Source organism: Martelella radicis (assembly GCF_014196625.1).
GTDB classification, from domain to species: Bacteria; Pseudomonadota; Alphaproteobacteria; order Rhizobiales; family Rhizobiaceae; genus Martelella; species Martelella radicis.
The window spans coordinates 106,197-132,751 of record NZ_JACIDZ010000008.1 but is presented as its reverse complement, the minus strand read 5'-3'; the positions used below and the strand labels follow the sequence as shown (position 1 = coordinate 132,751).

The window sequence follows — 26,555 nt, the reverse complement described above, 5'->3', positions numbered from 1 at the left end:
TTTATATTGTTAATATTAAGAATAAACATAATCCACGATAATCTTGATTATCGCATTTCGGCTTCTTCACGAGACAGAATCTCCGACAATTCCGCCAGATCGCGCTCCTCAAATTGCCTGTCTCCGAGCCTTCGAGCAACCTGCTTGAGTACGGAATCTTCTCGCTGCCACCATTTCAGGGCGACAAGGGTCTTGATCGTCTCTTCGGAGAACCGTTTCTTGATCAGTTTCGCCGGAACTCCTCCCATGACGGCATAAGGAGGGACATCTTTGACGACAACAGCGCCAGCTGCAATGACAGCTCCGTCATGTATCGTGACGCCATCCAGCACAAGAACCCTGGCGCCAATCCACACATCATTACCGATTGTGGTCTGTAGGCTCTCGTGGAAATCCGAACTCTCCTCCAGATAGACGAGGCCGGTCTGACCGAGCGTTGAATAGAAGGCCGGATTGGTCGACAGATAGTTCGTTGGATGCCGCCCGAGTCCGCCGATTATGACATCGGGGCCGATACTGGAAAAGCGCCCGATCGTTGCGTCTTTCACTTTGCTTCCCTGACCGAGATAAGAACCTCTGCCAAAATGGGAGGTGCGGACAAAAGTGCTCTTCGTCAGTCGGACATGATCTTCAAATGTCGATTGGCCGTCCACGTCAGATGACATGGACGCATGAAAGCCTGCAACGCGCTTCTGCATGAGGTAACGTCGTCCCAGAGCACAGCCAACAACACCATTCCATTTGCGTGAAATCATTTTGCCAATCATGGGAGACCCTTCGCCAAACGTCGATCAAACTGATATTGCACACCAAGCTTCATAGCCAACCCTTTTCATCACGTCAGCCCGCGCGTCGGAAATAGCATTCCTGTCTGACCCCGCGAATTTTCTGCCTGGCAGGACTGCAGCTTCCGCAGAGACAGCGTCTTTCGTGTTCTCCGGAAGCCTCTGAAGCGCTTTGCAAGCCCCAAGCGTTTCCGCTTTTCCTCGAATCGAGAAATCGCTCTATCTCTTTGTTTTTGCGCGTTTCCGGATGGAATACCGGTATCCATTTTTCCTGGGAACGCTCCAGCCATGCTCTTGGCGCCAAACAATGAGGCAGCCCCGCCTCCTTGCTCATCGGAAATATCAATCTCAACCGCATTTGATATTTTCCGAACAGCGGCCTCTGGCACCTTTTCAAGCTCTTCATTCCGTAAATTCATCAAGCGCTCGGACTGCGCTTTGTCAAGTAAGTTTTCTGAATGAGCGGGCCGATTGAAAAAAGCTGATGTCAGTTCTCCGTTAATCCAGAATTTTAGAAGCTCACACAGGCTAAAATGGCGATTCCGTCGGCTATTTATCGAATAATAATTTGAATCTGTACCATAACAAGCGCGACATATATGATTTAAAATAAATCCACATACTGGTAAATTGATGAAACACTCCTTAAACTTACTGAAAGAGTGATGTTTTCGCATCAGCTTGGAACCTTCTGAAGAAATAACAGTCATGGTTCAGTTTATCGCAAAAAATCAACATCGCACATGCCGCATTTTGTTAGGTCTTCAACATCAAAATCGACCCAAACATTTCCTTTATCCCGGCATGCAAAAAATAGAACTTACATACATACGCGTCGTGAGGTTGCTTTCCCCTTCCACCGGAACCTGATGCTCTTACAAAAGTTCTCCAAAACAACGGAGCGCGAGATCAGATGCCCTGCCCCCGACAAAACTAATTGCCTAGACCATAAAGCCTCTCCAGATTATCACCATAATGCGATTGCGTGTACGCATTGCGGATAAGCGACCCGTTATGCGATCCCATATCGGCGAGCAGAGCCGTATCACGTAGCAGATCCTCAATTGCACCAATCAGGGCTTCGTGATCGTTGACCGGAACCAGAAGGCCGCCCTCGCCATGGCGCACGATTGAACCGGCATTTTCAGTCGTAATGACCGCGCAGCCCGCTGCCATGGCTTCGAAAACAACCCGGGCCGACCCTTCGGCCCGCGACGGAAACAGAAAGACGTCCGAGTGGTGCATCAGCATTGCGAGGTCATTTTGAGACAACACTCCGTGATATGTCACGCGCGGATCGGCAAGAAGTTCGGCATAGTCCTCCCGCGAAGACTGCGACAGAGAGCCCGCCAGATGCAGTTCGATGTTGGCCGAGGGAATAGCTGCCAATGCAGCGGCAATTTCATCGAAACCCTTTCGCGGCCCGATACCGCCGGCAAAGAGGAACCGTACCGGCCTCGAAGACCCAACTTCGTAGAAGCCTCGCTCATCAGGAAGCCTCGCAAGAAACTTGTCTTCGACGCCCTGATAGACGACGGCCAGGCGAGACTGATCGAACCCCATGAAGGAGAATGTCTTGGCTACGAAATCGGAATTCACAAGAACGATATCCGCCTTGTCGATGTCGTCCAGAACAGCGCCCCAGATACCGGTAGGCCTTGAAGGTCGATCCTCGGGAAACTTGCCCCTCCCATCCACGAGCACATCAAGCAGGCTTGGGTGGACGATTGAATGGTCGCAGATCGTTCGCATACCGGCTTCTGCGGCTACCTTGACCGAGGATTGCCCGAAACCCGCTCGATAGTGATAGATGCGGGCACCGTTTTCCGCCGCCTCGGGAAGATGCCTGGCGGCATTTCGACCATACATCTGAAATGACGTCGTCTGAAGGAAGGCATTGAGGGAGCCCGATTTCGGAAACCGCTGCAATGAAATGCCCGTCGCACTGACGAACTCGCTCCGCCTGTTTTGCCGGATCAGGTCTTCCGGTATAGCCTCCTGCCTGTTCAACAGCCGTGCAAATTTGCGGGCGCCCGGCAGGCGCGGGTTTGCCAAGAGCCTTTTCTCGAACCGGGTGGGATAGGCGCCGCAAAAAAGCATCGAGAGACGCCCGCGTTTCGCCATCTCAGCGGCCGTGAACAACAAGTGGAAGTTGCGGTCACCTGCCGATATTACCACGTCCCCCTGCGCGGCGCGCGTCTTGTCGTGCGTCATCTCGTATCCCGCTTCCAGTGTTCCCAAACCTGCTTCAAGCGACGTTTCGCAAGAAGACTTCGTAGGTATCCGCGATGCCGTCGCGAAGCGTACGGGCCCTGTTCCAGCCCAGTTCGTGCAGCCTGGCGCTGTCCATCAGCTTGCGCGGCGTCCCGTCGGGCTTTGTGCTGTCGAATGTGAGGGTTGCTTCATAGCCCACGACATCCGCGATCGTTTCCGCAAGCTCGCGGATCGTGACCTCGGCGCCCGAGCCGACATTGATATGCTCATAACCGGAATATTCCTTCAGCAGGAAAACCAGCGCATCGGCCAGATCATCGCAATGCAGGAACTCGCGCAGGGGCGACCCCGACCCCCAGACAACTACTTCCTTCTGCCCCGACAGCTTGGCTTCGTGAAACTTGCGCAAAAGTGCAGGCAGAACATGCGAGGATTTCAGGTCGTAATTGTCGCCGGGGCCATAGAGATTGGTCGGCATTGCCGAAATCCAGTCGCGGCCGTATTGCTTGCGGTAGGCTTGGCAAAGCTTGATGCCGGCGATCTTGGCGATCGCGTACCATTCATTGGTCGGCTCCAGCGGACCCGTGAGCAAAGAGTCCTCCGGTATCGGCTGCGGCGCCATCTTCGGATAGATGCATGACGAGCCGAGGAAGAGGACACGCTCCACATCCGCCTCATGCGCGGCATGGATCAGATTTGCCTCGATCATCAGGTTTTCATACAGAAAATCAACCGGGCGCGTGTCATTGGCGAGAATGCCGCCGACCTTGGCTGCGGCGACCACCAGGCCATCGGGCTTGGTCTCCTGCATGAAAGCATGGACGGCCTTCTGGTCAACGAGATCGACGACATCGCGGCCGGCGGTAATGACCTCGCAATCCTCGCTTTGAAGCCTTCGCACCAGCGCTCCGCCAACCATTCCCTTATGGCCGGCGACCCAGATACGCTTGCCAGCTAAATCATAATTCATCGATAAAATCCCTACTTTGCGAAAACGACCGGCTGCCATCATGCGTCATGGACAGTGGCTCACCAACGGCACAGCAACTCATTCACCTCTTTCGCTCTCCGATAGAAGAGCGCCAAAACTCTTTGCCCAAGACCACGAAAAAGGCCCAAAAAAAACGTCAAAAAAACTCAATTTAGCCTTTTCAGGGATAACCTGCTCCTTACCCACCTACGGGAGGGCCCTTCAAAATAAATATAGGAAATATAAGAAAAGACCAAAACGGAAAATATACACGCGGCCAAAAACACAAACAGTAAATCTCCTGTTAAATTCAGCACTTTCAGACCTAAAAATTTCACAAAAACTGTAATAACCAAAGGATGGATCATATAAATTGAATAGGTAAGCTGCCCAAGCGGCGCCAAACGCCTCGTAAAGAAACCAGCCTGCCGACGGGCGTCACAAATGAAAACAAGCGCGGCGAAACCATAGGTTAGCATGAGCATAGCTGCATGATAAGGCACAACCATCATGCCCGCGACAAGCATTGCTACAAGGGGCCAAAACGCCAGTTCCGGCACCGGAACTTTCGCTAGGGATTTCTCTGACAGCTTCAACCCGACGCCGAAAACGAAAGCCGGTATTGCTCGCAAGACTCCCCAATCCGCAGTTCGTTCCCACCAATTATCCACGAAAATAAAGAGGAGAAGAACCGCCGCCCCCGAAAGAAAGAAAGCGCGGAATGCGCTCTGCCTTATAACCCCGAGCGTCAATGGAAGGAGAACGTACATTGCCAATTCGGCACTTATCGACCAGTTGACAATATTAAAGGTCAGATGGTCACAGATCGAGAACGACTGAAGTAAAAGCAGATTCGGAGCAAAGCAACTCCAATCATACCTCTCAGGACTGAACAGAGAAACACCAATTATCGCAGCAGTGATAGGCACCAGGGCGTATGCCAGCATGGTGAGCAGATGCAACGGCACCAAACGGGCAACCCGGGCGACCAGAAAATTATAGTAGTTTACTGCGCCCCATCGTGTCCGACCGTAAACATGGCAAATATCGATTCCCGATATGATAAAAAACAAATCGACCATGCTTTGGAGACCATCAAACCACCGGGCGGACCAACCAAAGTCAAATCGAAAATGAATGAAGACGACCCCGAATGCAGCGATGAAACGCAAGACATCGAGATGTAGAAAGTCCTCACTCTCGGTATGGAGACCAGCATAGGAGAACACACCGCCTTCGGCAACTTCCGACGGTCCAGTTGAAGCCAACGGCGCACGACGGCTTTCCGACGACGATTTGCTCATTCTTGCTTCCTCTTCCGCTCGTTGGATGACAGTTCAGGTCCGCCCTGCTGGTCAAACCAACCTATCCCTCAACGCTTACAGGAAGCTCCAGACCATGCGCCTTCAAAAGGGCATGGCGGCGGGCGGCCTTGTGGTCGGCTTCGACCATTTCCCGGCACATCTCGCGGGCCGTGATCTCAGGCACCCATCCGAGTTTTTCCTTGGCCTTCGAAGGATCGCCCAGAAGCGTGTCCACCTCGGCCGGGCGGAAATAGCGCGGGTCGATCCTGACGATGACATCTCCGGGCTTGACCGCCTGTGCCATATCGCCCTCGACCTTGGTAACCGTACCGGTTTCCTCGATGCCCTTGCCCGAAAATTCGAGGGTAATGCCGAGATCGGATGCGGCCCAGGTAATGAACTCGCGGACCGAATACTGCACGCCGGTCGCAATCACAAAATCTTCCGGCGCATCCTGCTGCAGCATCATCCACTGCATGCGAACATAGTCCTTGGCGTGTCCCCAGTCGCGCAGGCTGTCGATATTGCCCATATAGAGACACGGTTCCAGGCCCATGGCGATATTCGAAAGGCCGCGCGTGATCTTGCGGGTCACGAAGGTCTCGCCGCGGCGCGGGCTTTCATGATTGAACAGGATGCCGTTGCACGCGAACATGTCATAGGATTCGCGATAGTTGACCGCAATCCAGTAAGCGTACATCTTGGCGACCGCGTAGGGAGAGCGCGGGTAAAACGGCGTCGTCTCGCGCTGCGGGATTTCCTGGACGAGACCGAACAGTTCCGACGTCGACGCCTGATAGAAGCGCGTCTTCTTCTCAAGCCCGAGGAAGCGGATGGCTTCGAGAATGCGAAGCGTCCCGACTGCATCCACATCCGCCGTATATTCGGGGGCTTCGAACGAAACCGCGACATGAGACTGCGCACCGAGATTGTAGACCTCATCGGGCTCGATGTCGCGAATGATCCTGGTCAGGTTCGACGTGTCGGAAAGGTCGCCATAATGCAGCTTCAGCCGAGTATCGTTCAAATGCGGGTCTTCATAGAGATGGTCGACGCGCTGGGTATTGAAGAGCGAGGCACGGCGCTTGATGCCATGCACTTCGTACCCTTTCTCCAGAAGAAGCTCTGTAAGGTAGGAACCATCCTGTCCCGTAATCCCGGTTATAAGGGCCTTTTTCATTGAAATTTCCTCACGTTTTCGGCTTCCGTTGCTGCTCGATTCGGCTTTCCGATGAGCGTTTCAAACTTGTTCTTCAGACGACCCAGGATCGCTGTCATATCCCAGCGCGTCAACGCGCGCTCGCGCGCCATCTTGCCCAACGACAATCGCTTGTCCGGCTGGTCAAGCAGTTCTTCGATCGCGCTTGCCATAGCCTCGCCGTCACCGGGCGGCACCACAATTCCGGCCCCTTCAACCTCGCTTGCAAGGGCTGTACTGGGAAGCGCCGTCGCGACGACGGGGCGCCCCGACGCAAGCATGTTCGTCAGTTTCGACGGCAGCACCAGATCGGCCGCGCCGGCAATCTGCGGCAGGAGGTGAACATCGGCCATGCCCAGAAGATCACTCAGCTTCTCGACCGGCTGAAGCGGGAAAAAGCGAATCATCGGAAGATCTTCGCTCTCGCGAACAAGCTGGGACCGCATCGGTCCGTCACCGCAGACCACGATGGTCAGGTCATTGCGGTGCTTGAGCCGCCGGGCGATCTCGACCAGAATTTCAAGCCCTTGCTTGTTCGCGAGATTTCCCGAGTAAAGCGCCACAAAGGGCGTCGTGATACCGAGTTCGGCCTTGAGCGGCGACAGGCCTTCTACAGGCCGGATCTTCTCAAGGTTCGCCCAGTTCCGCAGCTCGTAGATCCGGTTTTCGGGAACATTCTTCTTCCGAAGCTTTTCCACCATCGGCTTTGAGATGGAGCTGATGCAATCGAAACGCCTCAACACAAAGCGCTCGAAAGCCCTTGCAATGCGCCCCATGCGGCTGTCTTCCGCAATCAGGCCTGTCGCGAATGCCGCCTCGACTTCGTAATCCTGAATGTGCAGCCAGGCCTTGGCCCCGCAAATCCGGGCGCCGAGCCAGCCCACGGGGGCGGACACCATCGATGGCGCCACAACGAAGACGATATCGGGCCGGCCAGTCAGCGCCTTCCACAAGACAACGGGAAGCGCCGTGATGGCGAAGCTCGCATGATGCAGAATACGCCGTGCTCCGGTCGGGTTCTTCGGAACATAAAGCGGGCAGTGCACGGCGCGAACGCCGCAGGCACTGCGTTCTCTTCGCCACGCAATCCCCTTCCAGCCCTCGAAGACCTCCCAGCGGGGGTAATAGGGCAGCGCGGTGACGACGTCCGTCCTCATGCCTTCGCCCGCGAAATGCTCGGCCAGGCCGGACGTGTAGACCGCAGTCGAGATGATTTCAGGCGAATAATTGATGCCTATAATGAGAAGACGCATATGAGCATTTTTATCCATCAAGCCATTTTTTGAAATGACGCTGCAAAAACCATAAAATGAAAATCGTCTAAATATGTCTCGATTGAAATCATGCTGACTTCATGCCGTGAAAGTCAAGCCAGATCGGTAAAAGCTCCCCATACCACGAAAAAAGGGTTGGCGAAATCGCTGTCGCCGGCCTGATCGGTCTTACCATACACGAAAATTGTGTTGTCTGTGCAATAGGTCATTCCGCCGGCGGCTCTCAGCACAGCGTCGCCGGCAGCGGTATCCCATTCCATGGTCCGCCCGAAGCGCGGATAGACATCGGCAAGGCCTTCGGCAACAATGCAGAACTTCAGCGACGAGCCGACCGACGTGAACTCTGTCACGCCAATTTTCCGCATGAAGGCCTCGGTTTCCGGATTGTTGTGCAGCCGGCTGGCGACTGCGACGAGCGCGTCCCCTTTCTGCCTGCAGGAAATCGGAACAGAACCCGTCACCCTGCCGTCGACGATGCTCAGCTTCTCCGCACCGCCTTGCATTGTGCGATAGGCCACGCCCCGCGCCGGGGCGTAGACAATCCCCGCAACCGGCACGCCGTTTTCGATCAGCGCGATGTTGACGGTGAAATCCTCGCGCCTGTTGATGAACTCCTTCGTGCCGTCCAGCGGATCGACCAGAAAGAAAGGCCCTCCGGAAATGTCCGGGATATGTCCGGCAGCAACGGACTCTTCGGCGACAACCGGAATATCCGGAAACGCCTTGCCGAGATGGCCCAGGATGATCTCCTCGGCCTTTTCATCGGCGATCGTGACAGGCGATGCGTCGTCCTTGTAGGAAACATCGATGCAGCCTTCGTAGATCGTCATGATGGCCTTGCCGGCTTCCAGCGCCGCCTCGACGAAGACCTGGTTCATGTCCGCTTTCCGCATCAGTCCTTCCGCTCCATCCGCGTGAGATAGTCCTCAATCCGGCTTGCAAGCTCGAAGGGATCGTGCCCGACGGTGTGGAGATGGACCTCAGGGCTTTCCGGCACCTCATAGGGCGACGAAACGCCCGTGAAATTCTCGATCTCACCGGCCCGTGCCTTCTTATAGAGGCCTTTCGGATCGCGCTCGGCGCAGACTTCGAGAGGCGTATCGACGAAGATCTCGATAAACTCGCCATCGTCCATCATCTCGCGCGCCAGGCGCCGTTCGGAACGGAAGGGAGAGATAAACGAGACGAGCACAATCAGGCCTGCATCCGCCATCAGCCGCGCAACTTCCGCGACGCGGCGGATATTTTCAACGCGGTCCTCGGCGGTAAAGCCGAGGTCACGGCTGAGCCCGTGGCGGATATTGTCGCCGTCGAGCAGATAGGTATGCTTGCCCTTGGCATGCAGAAGCTTTTCCAGCGTATTGGCCAGGGTCGACTTGCCCGATCCCGGCAGCCCGGTAAACCACAACACAGCAGGCTTCTGGGCCTTCAGTTCGGCATGGGCCTGCTTGTTGACATCGACGGCCTGCCATTGGACGTTCTGGGAACGGCGCAACGGAAAATCGATCATGCCCGCCCCGACCGTCTTGTTGGTGAGGCGGTCGATGATGACGAAATTGCCGGTTGCGCGATTGTCCCTGTAGGCATCGAAAGCGATCGGCGATTGGGTCGAGAAATTGCAGACGCCAACTTCGTTCATCCGCAGGGTTTTGGCAGCCTCATGCGCGAATGTGTTGACGTTTACATGATATTTCAGTGCGGTAACGGTAGCAGATGTCGTATCCGCCTCGGTGCGCAGGATATAGGAGCGGCCGGGGATCATCGCTTCGGCATCGAACCAGATAACCTTGGCCTGGAACTGGTCGGCGACGCTGGACCGCGCCTCTGGCGCAACCAGAATATTGCCACGCGACACCTCGATCTCATCCTCGAGCACAAGCGTCACAGCCTGTCCCGCCTCCGCCGAAGGCAGATCTCCATCCATCGTGGAAATCAGCTTGACCTTCGAGGCCTGGCCGGATTTCGCAACAGTCACCATGTCGCCCACGGCGATCCTGCCGGAAGCAAGCTGCCCCGAAAATCCGCGGAAATTGAGGTTTGGCCGCGTGACGAGCTGAACCGGCATGCGGAACGGCTTTTCGACCATGTCGGATTCGACCGGAACCGCCTCCAGATGTTCCAGAAGAACCGGGCCTTTATACCATGGCATATTCTCCGAGCGCACGGTGACATTGTCGCCGTAGCGCGCCGACATGGGAATAGGCACGACCGTCTCGAAACCGAGGTCCTTTGCGAACTCCATGTAGTCTGCAACGATCCGATCATAGACCTCCTGAGAAAAACCCATCAGGTCGATCTTGTTGATCGCAACGACGATGTGGCGGATCCCCAGCAATGACGCGATGTAGGAGTGACGGCGCGTCTGACGCAGGATACCCTGCCGGCTGTCCACGAGCACGACCGCGAGGTCCGCCGTCGAGGCTCCGGTCGCCATGTTGCGAGTGTATTCCTCATGGCCGGGCGTATCGGCAACGATGAATTTCCGCTTCGCCGTTGCAAAAAAACGGTAAGCGACATCGATCGTGATGCCTTGTTCCCGCTCAGATTCCAGGCCGTCGACAAGCAAGGCGAAATCGATGTCTTCGCCGGTCGTGCCGTGTTTTGCGCTGTCGCGTTCAAGCGAGGCAAGCTGATCCTCGAAAATCAGCTTCGTATCGTAAAGCAGGCGGCCGATCAGGGTCGACTTGCCATCATCCACCGATCCGCATGTGAGAAAACGCAGCAGCGTTTTCTGTTCCTGCACGGCAAGATACTCTATCATGTCGCCGGAAAAATCGGAGAGATCCGTCATCAGAAATATCCCTCGCGCTTTTTCTTCTCCATGGAACCGGCTTCGTCCTTGTCGATCGCCCTGCCCTGTCGCTCGGAGGTTCGCGCCGTCAGCATCTCACGGACAATGCCCTGCAGGTCAACGGCATCGGATTCGACGGCGCCAGTCAAAGGATAGCATCCAAGGGTGCGAAACCGGACCATCTTCTCCTCGACCTTTTCGTCGGGGCTAACCCGCATGCGCTCGTCATCGACCATGACCAGCATCCCGTCTCTTTCGACGACGGGGCGCTTTGCCGCAAAATAAAGCGGCACGATCGGTACATTCTCCTTCATGATGTACTGCCAGATATCGAGCTCGGTCCAGTTCGACAAAGGGAACACGCGGATCGATTCACCCTTGCCGACGCGGGTATTGTAGGTCTTCCACATCTCAGGACGCTGGGACTTCGGATCCCAGGCATGCTGGGCGTTGCGGAAGGAGAAGATACGTTCCTTGGCGCGCGATTTTTCCTCGTCGCGCCGGGCCCCGCCGAAGGCCGCATCGAAACCGTATTTGTCGAGCGCCTGTCTCAGGCCCACCGTCTTCCAGATGTGGGTATGCGTGCTTGAGCCGTGGTCAAACGGATTGATTGCGCCCTCGACCCCTTCCGGATTGACATGGACGAGCAGATCAATGCCGAGTTCCCGGGTCATCCGCTCGCGGAACGCGTACATGGCCTTGAATTTCCAGGTCGTGTCGACATGCAGAAAGGGAAAGGGCGGTTTTGCCGGATAGAAGGCTTTTCTGGCCAGGTGCATCATCACCGATGAATCCTTGCCGATGGAATAAAGCATGACCGGTCTTGTAAAATTCGCCGCCACTTCGCGGAAAATATGAATGGACTCTGCTTCCAGCCTCTGCAGGTGCGTAAGAGACATTGCGATTCCTGAAACTGAACTCTGTAGATTGGCGCCGAGCGAAAACCTCAGCCTGTTGCGGGCGTAGCCTAAACCGACAAATTTTACATTCCTGAGTTTTCTCTTTCCGCGACAAAATCGGCGTTCGGCCGGCCCGATCAAAAAAGGCGCCGAAAGCCAGGAACAACGACGGAGACTGAAACAGTTACCCGTGGCGGCTGAAAATAAATCAAATAAGAATTTGAATTTCGGCCATTATCCTTTCATAGAAGAAGGACCCGTGCAAGATCGGCAAAAGGCCGAAGTCAATTCGCGACGCGCCGAAAAATTAACTTTCCCTCACAGCGCGATTGTGAAGTCAATCTGACGCGCCCGCAGTAGCGAAAGGCGTTCATGTTTGCTACGAAAGCCTTCGTATTTGCAAAAAAAATTTGACGCGAATTTTCAGGTCGCACGAACTTGGATTATTTCTATCTGACTTCGACGCTTTTCGTTGTTTTGGGCGCGATTATCGCGTTCGCCACCGACCGCTTTTCAATCGAAGCGGTGTCGCTTGGCGTTCTTGCGGCGCTTCTGGCAATCTACGGCCTCGTCCCCTATCAAGGTGACAATGGAGAAAGCCTGTCATCCGCGGAGCTTCTGTCCGGCTTTTCTTCGCCCGCGCTCGTCACGGTTCTGGCCCTTCTGATCGTCGGCAAAGGCCTGTTTGCGACTGATGCCATGGAAGGCATAACCCGGCATGCCAGCCGGCTCTGCGGAAGCCGGCCGCGGTCCGGGATCGCCCTTATTCTCGTCGCCGCCGGTTCGACATCGGCCTTCCTCAACAATACGCCGGTCGTCGTGATCTTCATCCCCGTGCTGACCTCGCTGGCCGCGAGCTTCAAAATTCCGCCCTACCAGATCTTCATGCCGCTCTCCTTCGTCACGATCCTTGGCGGCATGACAACCGTTATCGGCTCCTCCACCAATATGATTGCCGCCGGCATCGCCGCGGAACGCGGCCTTCATATCAGTCTTTTCGACATCACCGGTCTGGGCGTCATACTGGCGCTTGTCGGCTATGTTTATGTTCTTTTGTTTCTTCCTCGCGTGCTGCAGGCAAGAAAGACCGAACATGATGCCAGCACGAACGGCGATGGCGGGCAGTTTGTCGGCGAGATCGCGATTTCCGCGACAAGCCGGTTCGCCGGACTTGCGCCGCGTTCCGGCTTTTTCCCCCAGATCGCTCCGTTTTCGTTGCATTCCATCGTGCGCGCCGACGAAGTGCTTCTGCCGCCATTTCACGACGACATAAGGCTTCTGCCCGGCGACCTGCTGGAAGTCGCCGCAAGCCGCAAGGCCTTTCTGGACGTCATCGCCAGCGGCGAAGCGGTGACATTCGGCCAGGATCCTGAAAGCCCTGGCGAAAGCGCCCCTCGCAGGCCCGGTCCGCATTATCACCTTGCCGAGGCCGTGATCGCCCCGGGCTCGCGCTTTGAAGGCAGGACGGTGCGTTTCTGCGGCATCCAGCCCCAGTTTCACGTTTCCATCGTCGGGATCAGGCGAAAGAACCGGATGGGCCGCGGACCTTTCGGATTCCTGAGGCTCGAGGCCGGTGACACGCTTCTTCTCGGCGGCATCGAAGACGACATCATGTCGATGCGGGGCAATCACGACATCCTGCTGCTCGAACACTCCGCCCAGTCGGTTCCGCCGCGAAGCCGGGCTCTTGTCGCAGCGCTCATCTTCGCGGCCGTCGTGCTTCTTTCCGCAACCGGCGTTTCGCCGATCGCTGTCAATGCCGTTCTAGGCGCCCTGGCCATGATCGCGACGGGCTGCATCACGCTGCAGCAGGCCGCGCGCGCCTTCGACCGGCAGATATTCCTGCTGATCGGAACGTCAATCGCCATGGCGACCGCGCTGGAGGTATCCGGCGGAGCATCGCTTATTGCAAGCGGCGCGATAGCATTGTCCGGCGGCTCTTCGCCCGCCATCGCCATAACGATCCTGTTCATCGCCGTGGCGATCCTGACCAACGTGATCTCCAACAACGCGGCAGCGGCACTCTTCATGCCGATAGCGCTGGACATGGCGGGCCGTATCGGCGCGCCGCCGCTTGCCTTTGCCGCCGCAGTCATCTTTGCCGCCAACTGCTCCTTCGCAACACCGATGGGCTATCAGACCAATCTGATGGTCATGGGCCCCGGCCACTATACCTTCGCGGACTTCATCCGCGGCGGGCTTCCGCTGGTCATCATCATGGCCCTTGTCTTTGCCATACTGGCGCCGTTCTACTACCAGTTATGACCGGGGACCGATGAGCCTTGAAAGTGAATGCGAAACCGGAGTAGCGTGCCGCAGCATTTCAATTCGACCGGCTTGAGCGGCCTTTGTTCGTCCAGCCAATTGCCGCAACGCGGTATCGACGGAAACATGCCGGCAAAGTCCGGGCGACCGGATGCTTCGGCGCAACAGTGCCGCGCCGACCAAGGACACTTCACAGCACAATAACCTATTGATTTTGAGAGCTGATCATGAAAATCGCTGTCGCCGGACTTGGCTATGTCGGACTTTCCAACGCGGTCCTGCTTTCCCAGAATCACGATGTCACCGCCGTTGATCTGAACGAGGAGCGCGTCCTTCAGGTCAATGCCAGGAAAAGCCCGATCATTGACGCCGAGATCGAGGACTACCTCAAAAACCGTCCGCTCCGGCTGACCGCGACGACCGACCCGAACCTGGCTTTCTCGGACGCCTGTTTTGTCATCATCGCGACCCCGACCAATTACAGCACGGAAACGAATTACTTCGACACGTCCTCGGTCGAAGCGGTCATCCGCGCGGTCAGGGCCGTCAACACCGATGCGACCATCGTCATCAAGTCAACGATCCCGGTTGGATATATCGAACGCATTCGCAGCGAGTTCGGCACGGATCAGGTTATCTTTTCGCCCGAATTTCTGCGGGAAGGCCATGCGCTTTACGACAATCTGCATCCCTCGCGCATCGTTGTCGGCGAACGCTCCGAGCGCGCGCGCAGATTTGCCGGTCTCCTTCTCGAGGGTGCGATCAAAAAGGACACGCCCGTACTGTTCACCAATCCGCCCGAAGCGGAGGCGATCAAACTCTTCGCCAATACCTACCTCGCCATGCGCGTGGCTTATTTCAACGAGGTTGACAGCTATGCCATGGCACACGGGATGGACACCCGTCAGATTGTCGACGGCATCGGGCTCGATCCCAGGATCGGAAGCCACTACAACAATCCCTCTTTCGGCTACGGGGGATATTGTCTGCCGAAGGATACGAAGCAGCTTCTGGCAAATTATGCGGAAGTGCCGCAAAACCTGATCCGGGCCATCGTGGATGCCAATACCACGCGCAAGGATTTCATCGCCGAACGCGTCATAGCCCTGAATCCGGAGACCGTCGGCATCTACAGGCTGGTAATGAAGGCCGGTTCGGACAATTATCGCGATTCCTCCGTTCAGGGCATCATGAAGCGCATCAAGGCCAAGGGCATCCGCGTCATTGTCTACGAACCGGTCCTCAAGGACCCCGAATTCTTCCGCTCAAAGGTTGTCAATCAGCTCGAACTCTTCAAGCAGCAAGCCGACGTCATCGTCGCCAACAGGGTTACCAACGAGATCCGGGATGTGAGCGATAAGGTCTTTACGCGGGATTTGTTCGGTTATGACTAGCCAGCGGCCTGAACCGCCGCCGCGAAACTCGAGCATCTGAGCCTTCGGCTTCGCCGTCGTCGAACGGCAGCAGATCCCATGCCGTCGATCCCATGCCGCCGGCCGTCGGTGAGCGTTGGGCCTGAAACGTGCGACCAGACACATTTGCTTGCGTAATGAAGCCGGAATTGGCATGGTCGCGCCCGAATTTCCTTTGTGTTTTCCAACGACAGACCGTTTTGGTCTCCATCTCTGCGGAGTGAAAATTTGTATACGGAACGTTTGCCTCTTCCGGGCCTGATGCTATTGGCGCCCAGGCGTTTTGGCGATGAGCGCGGCTTCTTCTCCGAAAGCTGGAACCGGAAGACGTTGTCGGACATCGGCATCGAGATCGATTTCGTTCAGGACAACCATTCGCTCTCCAGCGCTGTCGGCACGGTAAGGGGGCTGCATTTCCAAGCGCCGCCGCACGCCCAGGCCAAGCTTGTGCGATGCGGTCACGGCCGGCTCTTTGACGTTGTAGTCGATGCGCGCAAGGGATCACCGACCTTCGGCCGGTGGTACGGTGTCGAGCTGTCCTTCGAAAACGGCAGACAATTGCTGGTTCCGGAGGGCTTTCTGCACGGCTTCATGACGCTCGAACCGGATACCGAAATCATCTACAAGTGTTCGGACTACTACGCGCCTGAATGTGACGGCGCGGTGCGCTTCGATGATCCTGATATCGGCATTGACTGGCCGCTGAAAGACATTGAATTCACGGTCTCCGCCAAGGACCGGGAGGCGCCGTCTTTCGCCGCGTTTGACAATCCGTTTTCATTCTGAGGGACCAGCATGAAACTCCTCGTCACCGGTGGCGCCGGTTTTATCGGTTCAGCCGTGGTTCGCGCGGCCATTGCCAAAGGCTATGCCGTCGTCAATCTCGATGCCCTGACCTATGCATCCTGTCTCGATAATGTAAAAAGCGTTTCCGACGATCCGGGCTACGTTTTCGAGCACGCCGATATCCGTGACCGGGCAGCTCTTGACCGCATCTTCGCGCAACACCGGCCGGACGCCGTCATGCATCTGGCGGCCGAAAGCCATGTCGACCGCTCCATCGATGGTCCCGGCGACTTCGTCGAGACCAATATCAACGGTACCTATAACATGCTCGAGGCAGCCCGCAGCTATTGGGTAGCCGAAGGCCGGCCGTCGGAATTCCGCTTTCACCATATCTCGACGGATGAAGTGTTCGGCTCGCTTGGCCCGACGGGAATGTTTACCGAGGACAGCGCCTATGATCCGCGCTCGCCCTATTCGGCGTCCAAGGCGGCATCGGATCATCTGGTTCGCGCATGGCACGAGACCTATGGCCTGCCGGTGCTGATCACCAATTGTTCGAATAACTATGGACCTTATCATTTTCCGGAGAAGCTGATCCCGGTCGTTATCCTCAACGCGTTGGCGGGCAAAGCGATACCGGTCTACGGCAAGGGCGAGAATATTCGCGACTGGCTCTATGTCGAAGATCATGCCGACGCACTCCTGACCGTTGTCCGTCGGGGCAAGCCCGGCCGCAGCTACAATATCGGCGGCGAGAACGAACGCACCAACCTCGAACTCGTCAACACCATCTGCGCGATCCTGGATCGGAGCCGGCCGCTTGCATCCGGCTCCTATGCCGATCAGATCGCATTCGTGACGGATCGTCCCGGTCATGACATGCGCTATGCGATCGATCCGACCCGCGTGCGCACCGAACTCGGCTGGCAACCTTCCGTTTCCGTCGAGCAGGGCCTTGAAAGAACGGTCCAGTGGTATCTCGACAACGAGGACTGGTGGCGAAACCTGCTGAGCCGCAAGGGCGTGGGGGAAAGACTGGGGGCGAAATCATGATCCTGGTATTCGGAAAATCCGGCCAGGTGGCCTGCGAACTCCAGGCGATCATCGCGGATGCGCGGTTTCTTTCGCGCGATGATGCCGATCTTTCGGATCCGCAGGCCTGCGCCGAGCATATCCTGTCGACGCGTCCCGACGCCGTCATCAACGCTGCCGCCTATACCGCGGTGGACAAGGCCGAGGACGACGAAGACAGGGCCATGATCGTCAATGGCGATGCTCCGACCGCCATGGCCGAGGCTTGCGCAACGCTCGGCATTCCCATTGTTCATATCTCCACGGACTACGTCTTTGACGGCAATGGTGACACGCCCTTTCCGCCCGACTATCCGGTGGAGCCGCTCGGCGCCTACGGCCGCACCAAGCTTGCGGGAGAAAAGGGCATTCAGGCATCCGGCGCAGCGTTTGCGGTCTTGCGAACAAGCTGGGTGTTTTCGTCGTTCGGCGGCAATTTCGTGAAAACCATGCTACGGCTTGCCGAAACCCGCGAAAGCCTCAATGTGGTCGCTGACCAGATCGGCGGACCGACGTCTGCCCGTTCGATCGCACGGGCCTGCGCGACGATGGCACGCCAGTTGATCGCCACACCGCAAAAGTCGGGCATCTATCACTTTTCGGGAAGCCCGGATGTGAGCTGGGCGGATTTCGCCCGGGCCATTTTCGAAACCGCCGGCAAGAACGTCAGGGTCAATGACATTCCGACATCCGACTATCCGACGCCGGCCGCTCGGCCGCTGAATTCACGCCTCGACTGTTCGTCGCTGAACGTCTTCGGCCTCTCACGGCCCGACTGGAAGCCCGAGCTTGAGGATGTGATCGCAAAGCTTGAGGTGAGAACATGACATCACGGAAGGGCATCATACTGGCCGGCGGCTCCGGAACGCGGCTCTACCCGCTGACGCTTGCGATCTCCAAACAGCTTATGCCGGTCTACGACAAGCCGATGATATATTACCCGCTTTCAGTCCTGATGCTGAGCGGGATCCGCGAGATCGCGATCATAACGACGCCGGAAGATCAGGAGCAGTTCGTGCGGCTTCTGGGAGACGGCAGCCAATGGGGCATGGCGTTCACCTATATCGTACAGCCTTCTCCCGACGGGTTGGCGCAGGCCTATATTCTCGCTGAGGATTTCCTGGACGGCGCGCCATCCGCCATGATCCTCGGCGACAATATCTATTTCGGCCACGGCCTGCCGGAAATTCTGGCAAAGGCGGACGGCCGGAAAGAGGGAGGCACGGTGTTCGGCTATTATGTTGCCGACCCCGAACGTTATGGCGTCGTTGCCTTTGACGGTGAGGGCCAGGTCAGCGAGATCATCGAGAAACCCGAGGTTCCGCCGTCGAACTATGCCGTAACCGGACTTTATTTTCTGGATGGCGATGCACCGAGACGCGCGCGCGAAGTCAAGCCTTCTCCCCGCGGTGAACTTGAGATCGTCACACTGCTGGAAAGCTATCTGAGGGACGGCGCGCTCAGCGTGGAGCGCATGGGCCGGGGCTATGCATGGCTGGATACCGGTACCCATTCAAGCCTTCTTGATGCCGGCAACTTCGTTCGCACGCTTGCCGTTCGTCAGGGCATGCAATCGGGATGCCCCGAGGAGATCGCCTATCGCCAGGGCTGGATCGACGGGGATCAATTGCGAAGCCATGCCGAAAAGTTCAAGAAGACCGCCTATGGCCGTTTCCTGTTTGGCCTTCTCGAAGCCTCGCCACAACATCCCGTCGGCTGAAGGCTGGCCGGTGAACTTTCCCGTATTTCCTCGTTTCTGCCTGGCGCAGAGCGCACCAAGCCCTTCCCGGTCCAGCATCTGTGCGGAAAGATAACCTTCGATCGGTCCGTCGCTCTTGTCGACATCGCGGGCCGCTGCTTTGTCTGCACGGTCGGATTGGCAAAATCGACGCTCAGTCCTTCCTGCGGTCAAAGAAGGCGGCGATGCCGGTCCGGGCCTCTTCGGTTTCCCAGCGATCGGCAAGCGCTTCGGCCGATATCCGCATCGCGTCCTTCGGATCTATGTCCGGCAATGACATGCAAAGCGCCTTTGCCGCGCTCACTGCGCCGGGAGCGCATTGGAGGCAGGCACCCACCTCTTCTTCGATCGCGGCATCGATATCGCCCGCTGAGCAGGCGCGGGCGACAGCGCCGGCGCGGTGCATGAAATCAACGCCAAAGGGCCGGGCGCTGAAGAACACCTGCCGGGCGAAGGCCTCGCCGAATTTTCTGACCACGAAGGGGCCGATCGTGGCCGGGATCAGACCGAGCCGGGTTTCGGTCAGCGCGAACCTGGCGGTTTCCTCCGCCACGACAATGTCGCTTACGGCAATCAGACCGAGCCCACCGCCATAGGCTGGCCCCTGAACCCTGGCGATCACCGGCTTCGGCAGTTCGTTCCAGAGCTTCAGCATGCGCGCCAGCGTCAGCGCCTCGGCGATCTTGCCGGCACGGTCCTTTTCACTTTGCGCGCGCATCCAGGAGAGATCGCCTCCCGCGCAAAAGGTCCGTCCCTCGGCGCGCAGGACGACGACCCTGACGCCGTCATTCTCCGCAAGAGCGGCTGCGACGGCGGCGAGTTCGGCGATCATCGTCGCGTTCATGGCATTGTGTTTTTCTGGTCGCGCCAGGCTGACGGTCGCCACCTGCCGGTCATCGATGTTCAGTGAGATCGTTTCGTAGGTCGCGGACATGGCTTTTCCTCAGGCAGATGCACGGGTGATGGTTTGCAGATAGGCCTCGGCCTTCTTGAGCGCGTCGCAATCGATGCCCGTGGAAAAACCGGACCGTTCGAGCAGTTCGACCAGCGGCCCCGTCGCCAGATTGCCCTTCGCGCCCGGTGCATAGGGACAGCCGCCGAGGCCGCCGACGGCGCTGTCGAAGACCCGCAGACCCAGATCGAGCGCGGCCGTGACATTCTCAAGCGCATTGTCGCGCGTATCGTGGAAATGGCCGGCCAGCCGCTTGGCCGGCAGGCTCGGGAGAACCGCTTCAAGCATCGCCGAGACGGTCTCGGGCGTACCTGCGCCAATCGTATCGCCGAGCGAAATCTCGTAGCAGCCCATATCGAGAAGCGCCATGGCAACATCGCGCACGGCTTCGGGCGCAACCGGTCCGTCATAAGGACAGGCGATGACGCAGGAGACATAGCCGCGCACGCGCATGCCATCCTTTTTTGCCGCCTCCAGCAAAAGCTCGAAGCGCTGGAGGCTTTCGGCAATCGAGCAGTTGATGTTGTTCCTGCTGAAGCCTTCCGAGGCCGAGGCGAACACAGCAACCTCGTCCGCGCCCGCGGCCAGCGCCCGTTCGTAACCCTTCATGTTGGGGGTCAGGGCGGCATAGTCGGTGCCCGGCCTGCGCCTGATGCCGGAAAGCACCGCTTCGGCGTCCGCCAGTTGCGGCACCCATTTGGGCGAAACGAAGCTGGTGGCCTCGATCTTCGTAAACCCCGCGTCAGACAAAAGGTCGATCAGGGCGATCTTGGCGACGGCCGGGATCAGCATGGCCTCGTTCTGCAATCCGTCGCGCGGTCCGACTTCGTAGATGCGAACGTGGTCGCTCATGGCGTCTCCTCCTCGAAGGTCACCAGCACCGCCCCGTCCGACACCGTCGCGCCCTCCTTGCATTCGACGGCGGCCACGCGGCCCGCACGCGGCGCGACAAGCGTCGTCTCCATCTTCATCGCCTCCATGACGCCGAGTTTCTGGCCCGCCTCGACCACGTCGCCGGCCGAAACGGAAAGCTGCACGATCGTTCCCGTCATCGGCGCGATCACGGCATCGGTCGCGTCAACCAGCGCCGCCGCGCCGGCGCGTTCGTCAACCAGCAGAAAATCTTCCGTGCGGCCATTCAGATGCACCGAAACCAGCAAGCCGCCCGGCTGGCGAACCCTGGCGAACCCCGCCGTGAGGCGCCTTCGCGCCGCGCCGCACCGGGCGGAGATCAATGCGTCGTCAATGGCGATTTCTGCCAGCGTGACAGGCTCGGCGCCGCCGGAAAGGGTCATGACGCCATCTTTTCCAAGCGAAAGGCACCGCTCATAGGCGCGATCACGGGCCGTGAGGCGGACGTCGTGAAAAGCCTCGCCGAAAGCCCGCCAGCCGAGATGCGGCATGTCGGGATCAATCCCGAGCGCCAGAATGGCAGCCAGAGCCACATGCTCTTCCGCCGGAGCCACCGCTACCGTCAGTGACGCCAGCTCACGCTCGATCAGCCCCGTATCGAAGGTGCCGGCGACGAAATCCGCCTGCCGGGAGAGCGCGGCCAGGAAGGCCGCATTGGTTGCCGTCCCGGCGACATGGGTGTCATCGAGCGCCGCGCTCAGCCTTGAGAGCGCGGTCTCGCGATCTTCTCCCTGGGTGATCACCTTGGCGATCATCGGATCGTAGAAGGGGGTGATGACATCGCCCGTGCGCACGCCCGTATCGAAGCGGCCCTCGGGCGGAAATTCCAGATGCTCCAGACGGCCGGTCACAGGGAGGAAGTCCCTTGCCGGATCCTCCGCATAGAGCCGCGCCTCGAAGGCGTGGCCGTTCATGGCTATCTCTGATTGCGTAAGCGGCAGAGGCGCGCCGGCGGCAACCCGCAACTGCCATTCGACGAGATCGATGCTGGTGATCATTTCCGTCACCGGATGCTCGACCTGCAGGCGGGTGTTCATTTCCATGAACCAGAACCCGTCGGGCCTAAGCGACCCCGAGCCATCGGCGATGAACTCGATCGTGCCTGCCCCGCGATAGCCGATCGCCTCAGCGGCCTTGACGGCGGCTTGCGTCATCGCCGCGCGCACCGCAGCGCTCATGCCCGGCGCGGGCGCCTCCTCGATCACCTTCTGGTGGCGGCGCTGCAGCGAGCAGTCGCGCTCGAACAGATGAACGACATTGCCGTGGCTGTCGCCGAAGACCTGCACCTCGATATGGCGCGGCGCGGTGATGAACTTTTCGATCAGGACATGCGGATCGCCGAAGGCGGCTGCCGCCTCGCGGGAGGCCGATTTCAGCGCATCGGCAAAATCCTCTGCCCGCTCGACCTTGCGCATACCCTTGCCGCCGCCGCCGGCGCGCGCCTTGATCAGCACCGGATAGCCGATCCCTTCGGCCTCCTCGGCCAGAAACGCCAGCTCCTGGCGGCTTCCCTGATAGCCCGGCACCACCGGAACGCCGGCCTTTTCCATCAGGTCCTTGGCGGCATCCTTCAGTCCCATGGCCCGGATCGCATCGGGGGACGGGCCGATGAAGGTGAGACCGGCAGCTTCGACTGCCTCGACGAAGCCGGGATTTTCAGAGAGAAAGCCATAGCCGGGATGGATCGCCTGCGCGCCCGTCTCAAGCGCTGCGGCGATGATCCGTTCGCCGACAAGATAGCTTTCCCCGACGGGCGAAGGTCCGATATGAACGGCCTCGCCCGCCATCTCGACGTGAAGGCTTTCGCGATCGGCGTCGGAATAGACGGCGACCGTATTCATGCCCATGCGGTGGGCCGTGCGGATGACTCGGCAGGCGATCTCGCCGCGATTGGCAATCAGTATCTTCTTGAAACAAGCGTGCATCGTCACATCCTGAACAGGCCGAATTTGGTATTCTCAACGGGCGTGTTGAGCGTCGCGCGCAGCGACAGCGCTACAACATCGCGGGTCGAACGCGGGTCGATGATGCCGTCGTCCCAGAGACGGGAAGAGGCATAGAGCGGCCTGGACTGGCGCTCGAACATCTCAAGCGTCGGTCGCTTGAAGTCCGCCTCTTCGGCCTCGGACCATTCGCCGCCGCGCGCCTCGATCCCGGCGCGCTTCACATTGGCAAGCACGCCTGCGGCCTGCGCGCCGCCCATCACGGCGATGCGCGCATTCGGCCACATCCACACGAAGCGCGGCCCGAAGGCGCGCCCGCACATGCCGTAGTTACCCGCGCCATAGGAGCCGCCGATGATGACGGTGACCTTGGGCACGGCGGCAGTGGAAACGGCCGTGACCAGCTTGGCGCCGTCTCTGGCGATGCCGCCCGCCTCGTATTTCGAGCCGACCATGAAGCCGGTGATGTTCTGCAGGAACAAAAGCGGAATGCGGCGCTGGCAGCAGAGCTCGATGAAATGCGCGCCCTTCAGCGAGCTTTCGGAAAACAGGACGCCGTTATTGGCGATGATGCCGACCGGCACGCCGTCGACATGGGCAAAGCCGGTGACAAGCGTCGTGCCGTAGCGCGGCTTGAACTCGGCGAACTCGGACCCGTCGACGATGCGGGCGATGATCTCGCGGACGTCGAAGGGCGTCTTCTCATTGGCCGGCACCACGCCCATGATCTCGTCTTGCGGATAAAGCGGCGCGACGGGCGTGCGCACGGCAACGCCCGATGAGGGCACGGGCGCCAGATGCGAGACGATCTCGCGGGCAAGCGCCAGCGCGTGGCGGTCGTCATCGGCGAGATAATCGGCGACGCCGGAAAGGCGGGTATGCGTGTCGCCGCCGCCGAGCGTCTCGGCATCGATCTCCTCGCCGGTCGCCACTTTCACCAGCGGCGGGCCGGCGAGAAAGATCGTGCCCTGATTGCGCACGATGATGGTCTGGTCGCTCATCGCCGGCACATAGGCCCCGCCGGCCGTGCACGAGCCCATCACCACGGCGATCTGGGCAATCCCCTTCGCGCTCATCCGCGCCTGGTTGTAGAAGATGCGGCCGAAGTGATCGCGGTCGGGAAACACCTCGTCCTGGTTGTTGAGATTGGCGCCGCCGCTGTCGACCAGATAGAGGCAGGGCAGCGCGTTTTCTTCGGCGATTTCCTGCGCCCGAAGGTGTTTCTTCACCGTCAGCGGAAAATAGGTGCCGCCCTTCACCGTCGCGTCATTGCAAAGCACCATGCAGTCGCGCCCGGAAACCTTGCCGATCCCGGCGATCGCGCCGGCGGCGGGCACTTCGTCATTATAGTGACCGCTGGCGGCAAACAGGCCGATCTCGAGGAAGGGTGAGCCGGGGTCCAGCAGCGCGGCAATGCGTTCGCGCGGCAGGAGCTTGCCGCGGGCATGATGGCGCGCGCGCGAGGCCTCGCTGCCGCCCTGCATGATCCGCCCGGCTTCAACGCGGATCGCCTCTGCCTGCGCCTCCATGGCGGCGCGGTTTTCGGCAAATTCGGGACTTGCCGCGTCAACGGCGCTTTTCAGTATCGTCATTCACTCAACTCCTGTCGGCAAGACAGACATTTTCGGTGGGTGCGGCAGACCGCCTTTTCATCGCGCCATCAGCCCCGGCAGCCAAAGGGTGATCTGCGGGAAAAACAGCAAGAGCAGCAGGACCAGCATTTCCATGACCAGAAACGGCATGACCCCGAGGAAGACCTTGCGCAGCGGCACGCCCGTTTGCGCGGCGGCGACATAGGCATTGAGCCCGAGCGGCGGCGTCAGGAGGCCGATCTCGACCGTCTTGGTCACGACGATGCCGAACCAGACCGGGTCGAAATCCAGCGCCAGCGCGATCGGGAAGGCAAGCGGCATGGCGAGCGACAGGATCGCGAGCTGGTCCATGAACATGCCCATGACCAGAAGCGTGACGATGATGATCGCCATGATCAGCCAGCGCGGCATGTCGGTGGTGGCAACGAAATCGAGGAGCGTATGGGTGATGCGGGTAAAGGCCAGATAATTCGAGAAGATCGCCGAACAGGCGACGATGGCGACGATCATCACCGTCGCCCGGACGGAACGCGAGACGGAGCTGGTAAAGCCCGCGACGCTGATCGTGCGCTGGGCGATGACGATGATCAGCGAGCCCATGACGCCGAGCGCGGCGGCCTCCGACGGCGAGGCAAGCCCGCCATAGATCGCGCCGATCACCAGAATGAGAAGCGCGCCCATGGGCAGCACGTAGCGGCTGTCCTTCGCCGCCTTCTTGAGATTGAACTTGTCGCCGCGCGGGGCCTGATCCGTCAGATGGGCGATCAGCTTGATGACGATGACAAAGCCCGTCGCCGTCAGAAGGCCGGGAATGATGCCGGCAATGAACAGTTTGCCGATCGAGGTTTCGGTCAGCACGCCATAGACGACGAGCACGATCGAGGGCGGGACGACGACGGCGAGCGTTCCGCCGACGGAGACGACGGCCGCGGCGAGGCGCTGCGAGTAATTGTGATTGCGCATCTCCGGAAAGGCGGAAGCGGCCATGGCCGCCGTCGAGGCGGTGGAACTGCCGACGAGTGCGGCCAGGATGACCGAGGCGGCAATCGTCGCCATGGCAAGCCCGCCCTTCACATGGCCGATCCAGCTCTGGCAGGCAATGATCGCGCGCCGCGTCACCTGCCCCGCCGTCAGAAGCTCCGCCATCAGGATGAACAGCGGGATCGCAACCAGAATGAACGAGGAGGTGCTGTCGAAAAAGGTTCGCTCCAGAACCGAGAGCGCGGGCTTCGGGCCGAGTTGCACGGCAAGCCCCAGGAAACCTGCAAGCCCCATGGCAAAGGCGACGGGCATGCGGAAGACCATGAACAGGGCCAGAAGAACGGAGATGACGAGGAATGTCAGCATCGTGCGGGCGGAAGCTCCCTGTGGCCTGCAGCCGCGACAGGAGGCGGTTGCAGGCCGGGTTTGATGGATGTTTGGCGGATGCTTACTGGCTTGTCAGTTCGCTATAGGTCTCAAGCACTTCCTGCGTCTTGTCGCCGCCGATCCGCTCGACCCAGTCCTGGGTGACAAGCGCCATGTCGTCGCGCAGCGCCGCAAGTTCTTCGTCCGTAAAGCTGTAGGTATCGATGCCGTCGGCCTTCCACTGTTCGATCAGCACATCCACGCTGTCGTCCTGGGCCTTTGCTACATGCAGGGCGATTTCGTTGCCGGTCGAGATCATCGCCTCCTGGACGTCCGGGTCCAGACTGTCGAAGAGATCGCTGCGCACCACCATGATGAAGCTGTAGCCGCCGAAGGAGCCGTTGGTGGAAATGTGGCTCACCACCTCGTTCAGCTTGTAGCCGGGCACCGAGGCGAGCGGGAACAGGACGGCGTCGAGACGGCCGCGCTCGACGGCGGTGTAGACTTCCGGACCCGGAATCGAGATGCCGACGCCGCCGAGGCTGCGCGCCGTCATGGCCTGCGTCGCGCCGGAGGTTCTGACATCGAGCGCCTCCCAGTCGGCCGGACCGCCGAGGCGCTCCTTGGCGAGAACCTGATAGGGCGGCAGGACGAAGCCGAAAATCGGCGTGACGCCTGCGGCGAGGACCTCATCCCGCAGCGGGCCTTCGGCGAGCATAGCCTGCAGCGCCTTGGTGCCCTGAACGGCCGAACCGTAATAGCCGGGCAGCCCGACGACGGAGTTCAGCGGCAGGGTTTCGGCATGATAGGACGCGCCGATGAGGGCAGCATCGAGGATGCCGTTATTCACCGCATCGAGCTGCGCCTTGGCCTTGGCGGCCTGTTCCGAGGGAAAATGGTCGAAATCGATCTTGCCGCCGGTCGCCTCCTCGACCGCCTGCATCCACTTGGTCGTACCCTCGACGGAAACGATATGGTTGGTGGACTGGAAGTCCCCGAGGCTCAGGGTCTCCGCCTGGGCGGTCGCCGCGCCCAGAACCAGCATGCTCGCCATCCCGGCGAAAATCTTGGCTGCTATGGTCATTTCATTCTCCTCCCTTGA

Annotated in this window: 22 protein-coding genes; 6 read left to right on the top strand and 16 right to left on the bottom strand. The window is 59.1% G+C overall.

Features of this window, described 5'->3' with window-relative positions; all coding sequences use genetic code 11:
- Positions 1 to 47: 47 nt before the first annotated feature.
- The 10 genes from GGR30_RS23585 to cysD all read right to left on the bottom strand — a co-directional run bounded on the left by GGR30_RS23585 (position 48) and on the right by cysD (position 11,441).
- Positions 48 to 767: a CatB-related O-acetyltransferase gene (locus tag GGR30_RS23585; protein WP_183486936.1), complete on the bottom strand. Its 720-nt coding sequence runs from the start codon at positions 765 to 767 to the stop codon at positions 48 to 50.
- Between the two features lie 68 nt (positions 768 to 835).
- Positions 836 to 1,495 carry a hypothetical protein gene (locus GGR30_RS12985; protein WP_183486934.1) on the bottom strand — a complete coding sequence of 220 codons (660 nt, stop codon included), beginning with the start codon at positions 1,493 to 1,495 and terminating at the stop codon, positions 836 to 838.
- A 223-nt stretch (positions 1,496 to 1,718) separates the two neighbouring features.
- Entirely contained in the window at positions 1,719 to 2,999 is a 1,281-nt protein-coding gene (locus tag GGR30_RS12980) for a glycosyltransferase family 4 protein (RefSeq protein WP_183486932.1), read from the bottom strand.
- Positions 3,000 to 3,033: 34 nt separating this feature from the next.
- Positions 3,034 to 3,969, bottom strand: a complete 936-nt coding sequence (fcl, locus tag GGR30_RS12975) for a GDP-L-fucose synthase (protein WP_183486930.1) — start codon at positions 3,967 to 3,969, stop codon at positions 3,034 to 3,036.
- 167 nt (positions 3,970 to 4,136) lie between these two features.
- Positions 4,137 to 5,273 carry an acyltransferase family protein gene (locus GGR30_RS12970; RefSeq protein WP_183486928.1) on the bottom strand — a complete coding sequence of 379 codons (1,137 nt, stop codon included), beginning with the start codon at positions 5,271 to 5,273 and terminating at the stop codon, positions 4,137 to 4,139.
- 61 nt (positions 5,274 to 5,334) lie between these two features.
- Positions 5,335 to 6,453 carry a GDP-mannose 4,6-dehydratase gene (gene gmd, locus GGR30_RS12965; RefSeq protein WP_183486926.1) on the bottom strand — a complete coding sequence of 373 codons (1,119 nt, stop codon included), beginning with the start codon at positions 6,451 to 6,453 and terminating at the stop codon, positions 5,335 to 5,337.
- Positions 6,450 to 7,742 (bottom strand): WcaI family glycosyltransferase, encoded by a 1,293-nt coding sequence (locus GGR30_RS12960; protein ID WP_183486924.1) that lies wholly within the window; start codon positions 7,740 to 7,742, stop codon positions 6,450 to 6,452. Before GGR30_RS12960 ends, gmd begins: the two co-directional genes overlap by 4 nt.
- A 95-nt stretch (positions 7,743 to 7,837) precedes the next feature.
- Complete coding sequence (gene cysQ, locus GGR30_RS12955; RefSeq protein WP_246413833.1) at positions 7,838 to 8,638, bottom strand: 3'(2'),5'-bisphosphate nucleotidase CysQ; 801 nt, start codon at positions 8,636 to 8,638, stop codon at positions 7,838 to 7,840.
- A complete protein-coding gene (gene nodQ / locus GGR30_RS12950; protein WP_183486921.1) occupies positions 8,638 to 10,536 on the bottom strand; it encodes a bifunctional sulfate adenylyltransferase/adenylyl-sulfate kinase NodQ in 1,899 nt (632 codons plus the stop codon). Before nodQ ends, cysQ begins: the two co-directional genes overlap by 1 nt.
- Positions 10,536 to 11,441, bottom strand: a complete 906-nt coding sequence (gene cysD / locus GGR30_RS12945) for a sulfate adenylyltransferase subunit CysD (RefSeq protein ID WP_183487119.1) — start codon at positions 11,439 to 11,441, stop codon at positions 10,536 to 10,538. Before cysD ends, nodQ begins: the two co-directional genes overlap by 1 nt.
- 432 nt (positions 11,442 to 11,873) lie before the next feature.
- Between cysD and GGR30_RS12940 the strand changes: the two genes are divergently transcribed.
- The 6 genes from GGR30_RS12940 (at position 11,874) to rfbA (ending at position 18,689) form a co-directional block, all read left to right on the top strand.
- Entirely contained in the window at positions 11,874 to 13,700 is a 1,827-nt protein-coding gene (locus GGR30_RS12940; protein ID WP_183486919.1) for an SLC13 family permease, read from the top strand.
- 227 nt (positions 13,701 to 13,927) lie between these two features.
- Positions 13,928 to 15,094 (top strand): nucleotide sugar dehydrogenase, encoded by a 1,167-nt coding sequence (locus GGR30_RS12935; protein WP_183486917.1) that lies wholly within the window; start codon positions 13,928 to 13,930, stop codon positions 15,092 to 15,094.
- Between the two features lie 246 nt (positions 15,095 to 15,340).
- Positions 15,341 to 15,898, top strand: a complete 558-nt coding sequence (rfbC, locus tag GGR30_RS12930; RefSeq protein WP_183487117.1) for a dTDP-4-dehydrorhamnose 3,5-epimerase — start codon at positions 15,341 to 15,343, stop codon at positions 15,896 to 15,898.
- 9 nt (positions 15,899 to 15,907) lie between these two features.
- Positions 15,908 to 16,951: a dTDP-glucose 4,6-dehydratase gene (gene rfbB, locus GGR30_RS12925; RefSeq protein ID WP_183486915.1), complete on the top strand. Its 1,044-nt coding sequence runs from the start codon at positions 15,908 to 15,910 to the stop codon at positions 16,949 to 16,951.
- A complete protein-coding gene (gene rfbD, locus GGR30_RS12920) occupies positions 16,948 to 17,796 on the top strand; it encodes a dTDP-4-dehydrorhamnose reductase (RefSeq protein WP_183486913.1) in 849 nt (282 codons plus the stop codon). Before rfbB ends, rfbD begins: the two co-directional genes overlap by 4 nt.
- Positions 17,793 to 18,689: a glucose-1-phosphate thymidylyltransferase RfbA gene (rfbA, locus tag GGR30_RS12915; protein WP_183486911.1), complete on the top strand. Its 897-nt coding sequence runs from the start codon at positions 17,793 to 17,795 to the stop codon at positions 18,687 to 18,689. The genes rfbD and rfbA overlap by 4 nt, the downstream gene beginning before the upstream one ends.
- 172 nt (positions 18,690 to 18,861) lie before the next feature.
- Here the strand turns inward: rfbA and GGR30_RS12910 are convergent, their stop codons facing one another.
- From GGR30_RS12910 to GGR30_RS12885, 6 genes are all read right to left on the bottom strand, one after another.
- Positions 18,862 to 19,641 (bottom strand): enoyl-CoA hydratase-related protein, encoded by a 780-nt coding sequence (locus GGR30_RS12910; RefSeq protein WP_183486909.1) that lies wholly within the window; start codon positions 19,639 to 19,641, stop codon positions 18,862 to 18,864.
- Positions 19,642 to 19,650: 9 nt separating this feature from the next.
- Positions 19,651 to 20,511, bottom strand: coding sequence for a hydroxymethylglutaryl-CoA lyase (locus GGR30_RS12905; protein WP_183486907.1), 861 nt, complete (start codon positions 20,509 to 20,511; stop codon positions 19,651 to 19,653).
- A complete protein-coding gene (locus GGR30_RS12900; RefSeq protein ID WP_183486905.1) occupies positions 20,508 to 22,496 on the bottom strand; it encodes an acetyl/propionyl/methylcrotonyl-CoA carboxylase subunit alpha in 1,989 nt (662 codons plus the stop codon). The genes GGR30_RS12905 and GGR30_RS12900 overlap by 4 nt, the downstream gene beginning before the upstream one ends.
- Positions 22,497 to 22,498: 2 nt before the next feature.
- Positions 22,499 to 24,106 (bottom strand): carboxyl transferase domain-containing protein, encoded by a 1,608-nt coding sequence (locus GGR30_RS12895; protein ID WP_183486903.1) that lies wholly within the window; start codon positions 24,104 to 24,106, stop codon positions 22,499 to 22,501.
- 57 nt (positions 24,107 to 24,163) lie between these two features.
- A complete protein-coding gene (locus GGR30_RS12890; RefSeq protein WP_183486901.1) occupies positions 24,164 to 25,453 on the bottom strand; it encodes a TRAP transporter large permease in 1,290 nt (429 codons plus the stop codon).
- Positions 25,454 to 25,535: 82 nt separating this feature from the next.
- Positions 25,536 to 26,537 carry a TRAP transporter substrate-binding protein gene (locus tag GGR30_RS12885; protein ID WP_183486899.1) on the bottom strand — a complete coding sequence of 334 codons (1,002 nt, stop codon included), beginning with the start codon at positions 26,535 to 26,537 and terminating at the stop codon, positions 25,536 to 25,538.
- Between the last annotated feature and the right edge of the window lie 18 nt (positions 26,538 to 26,555).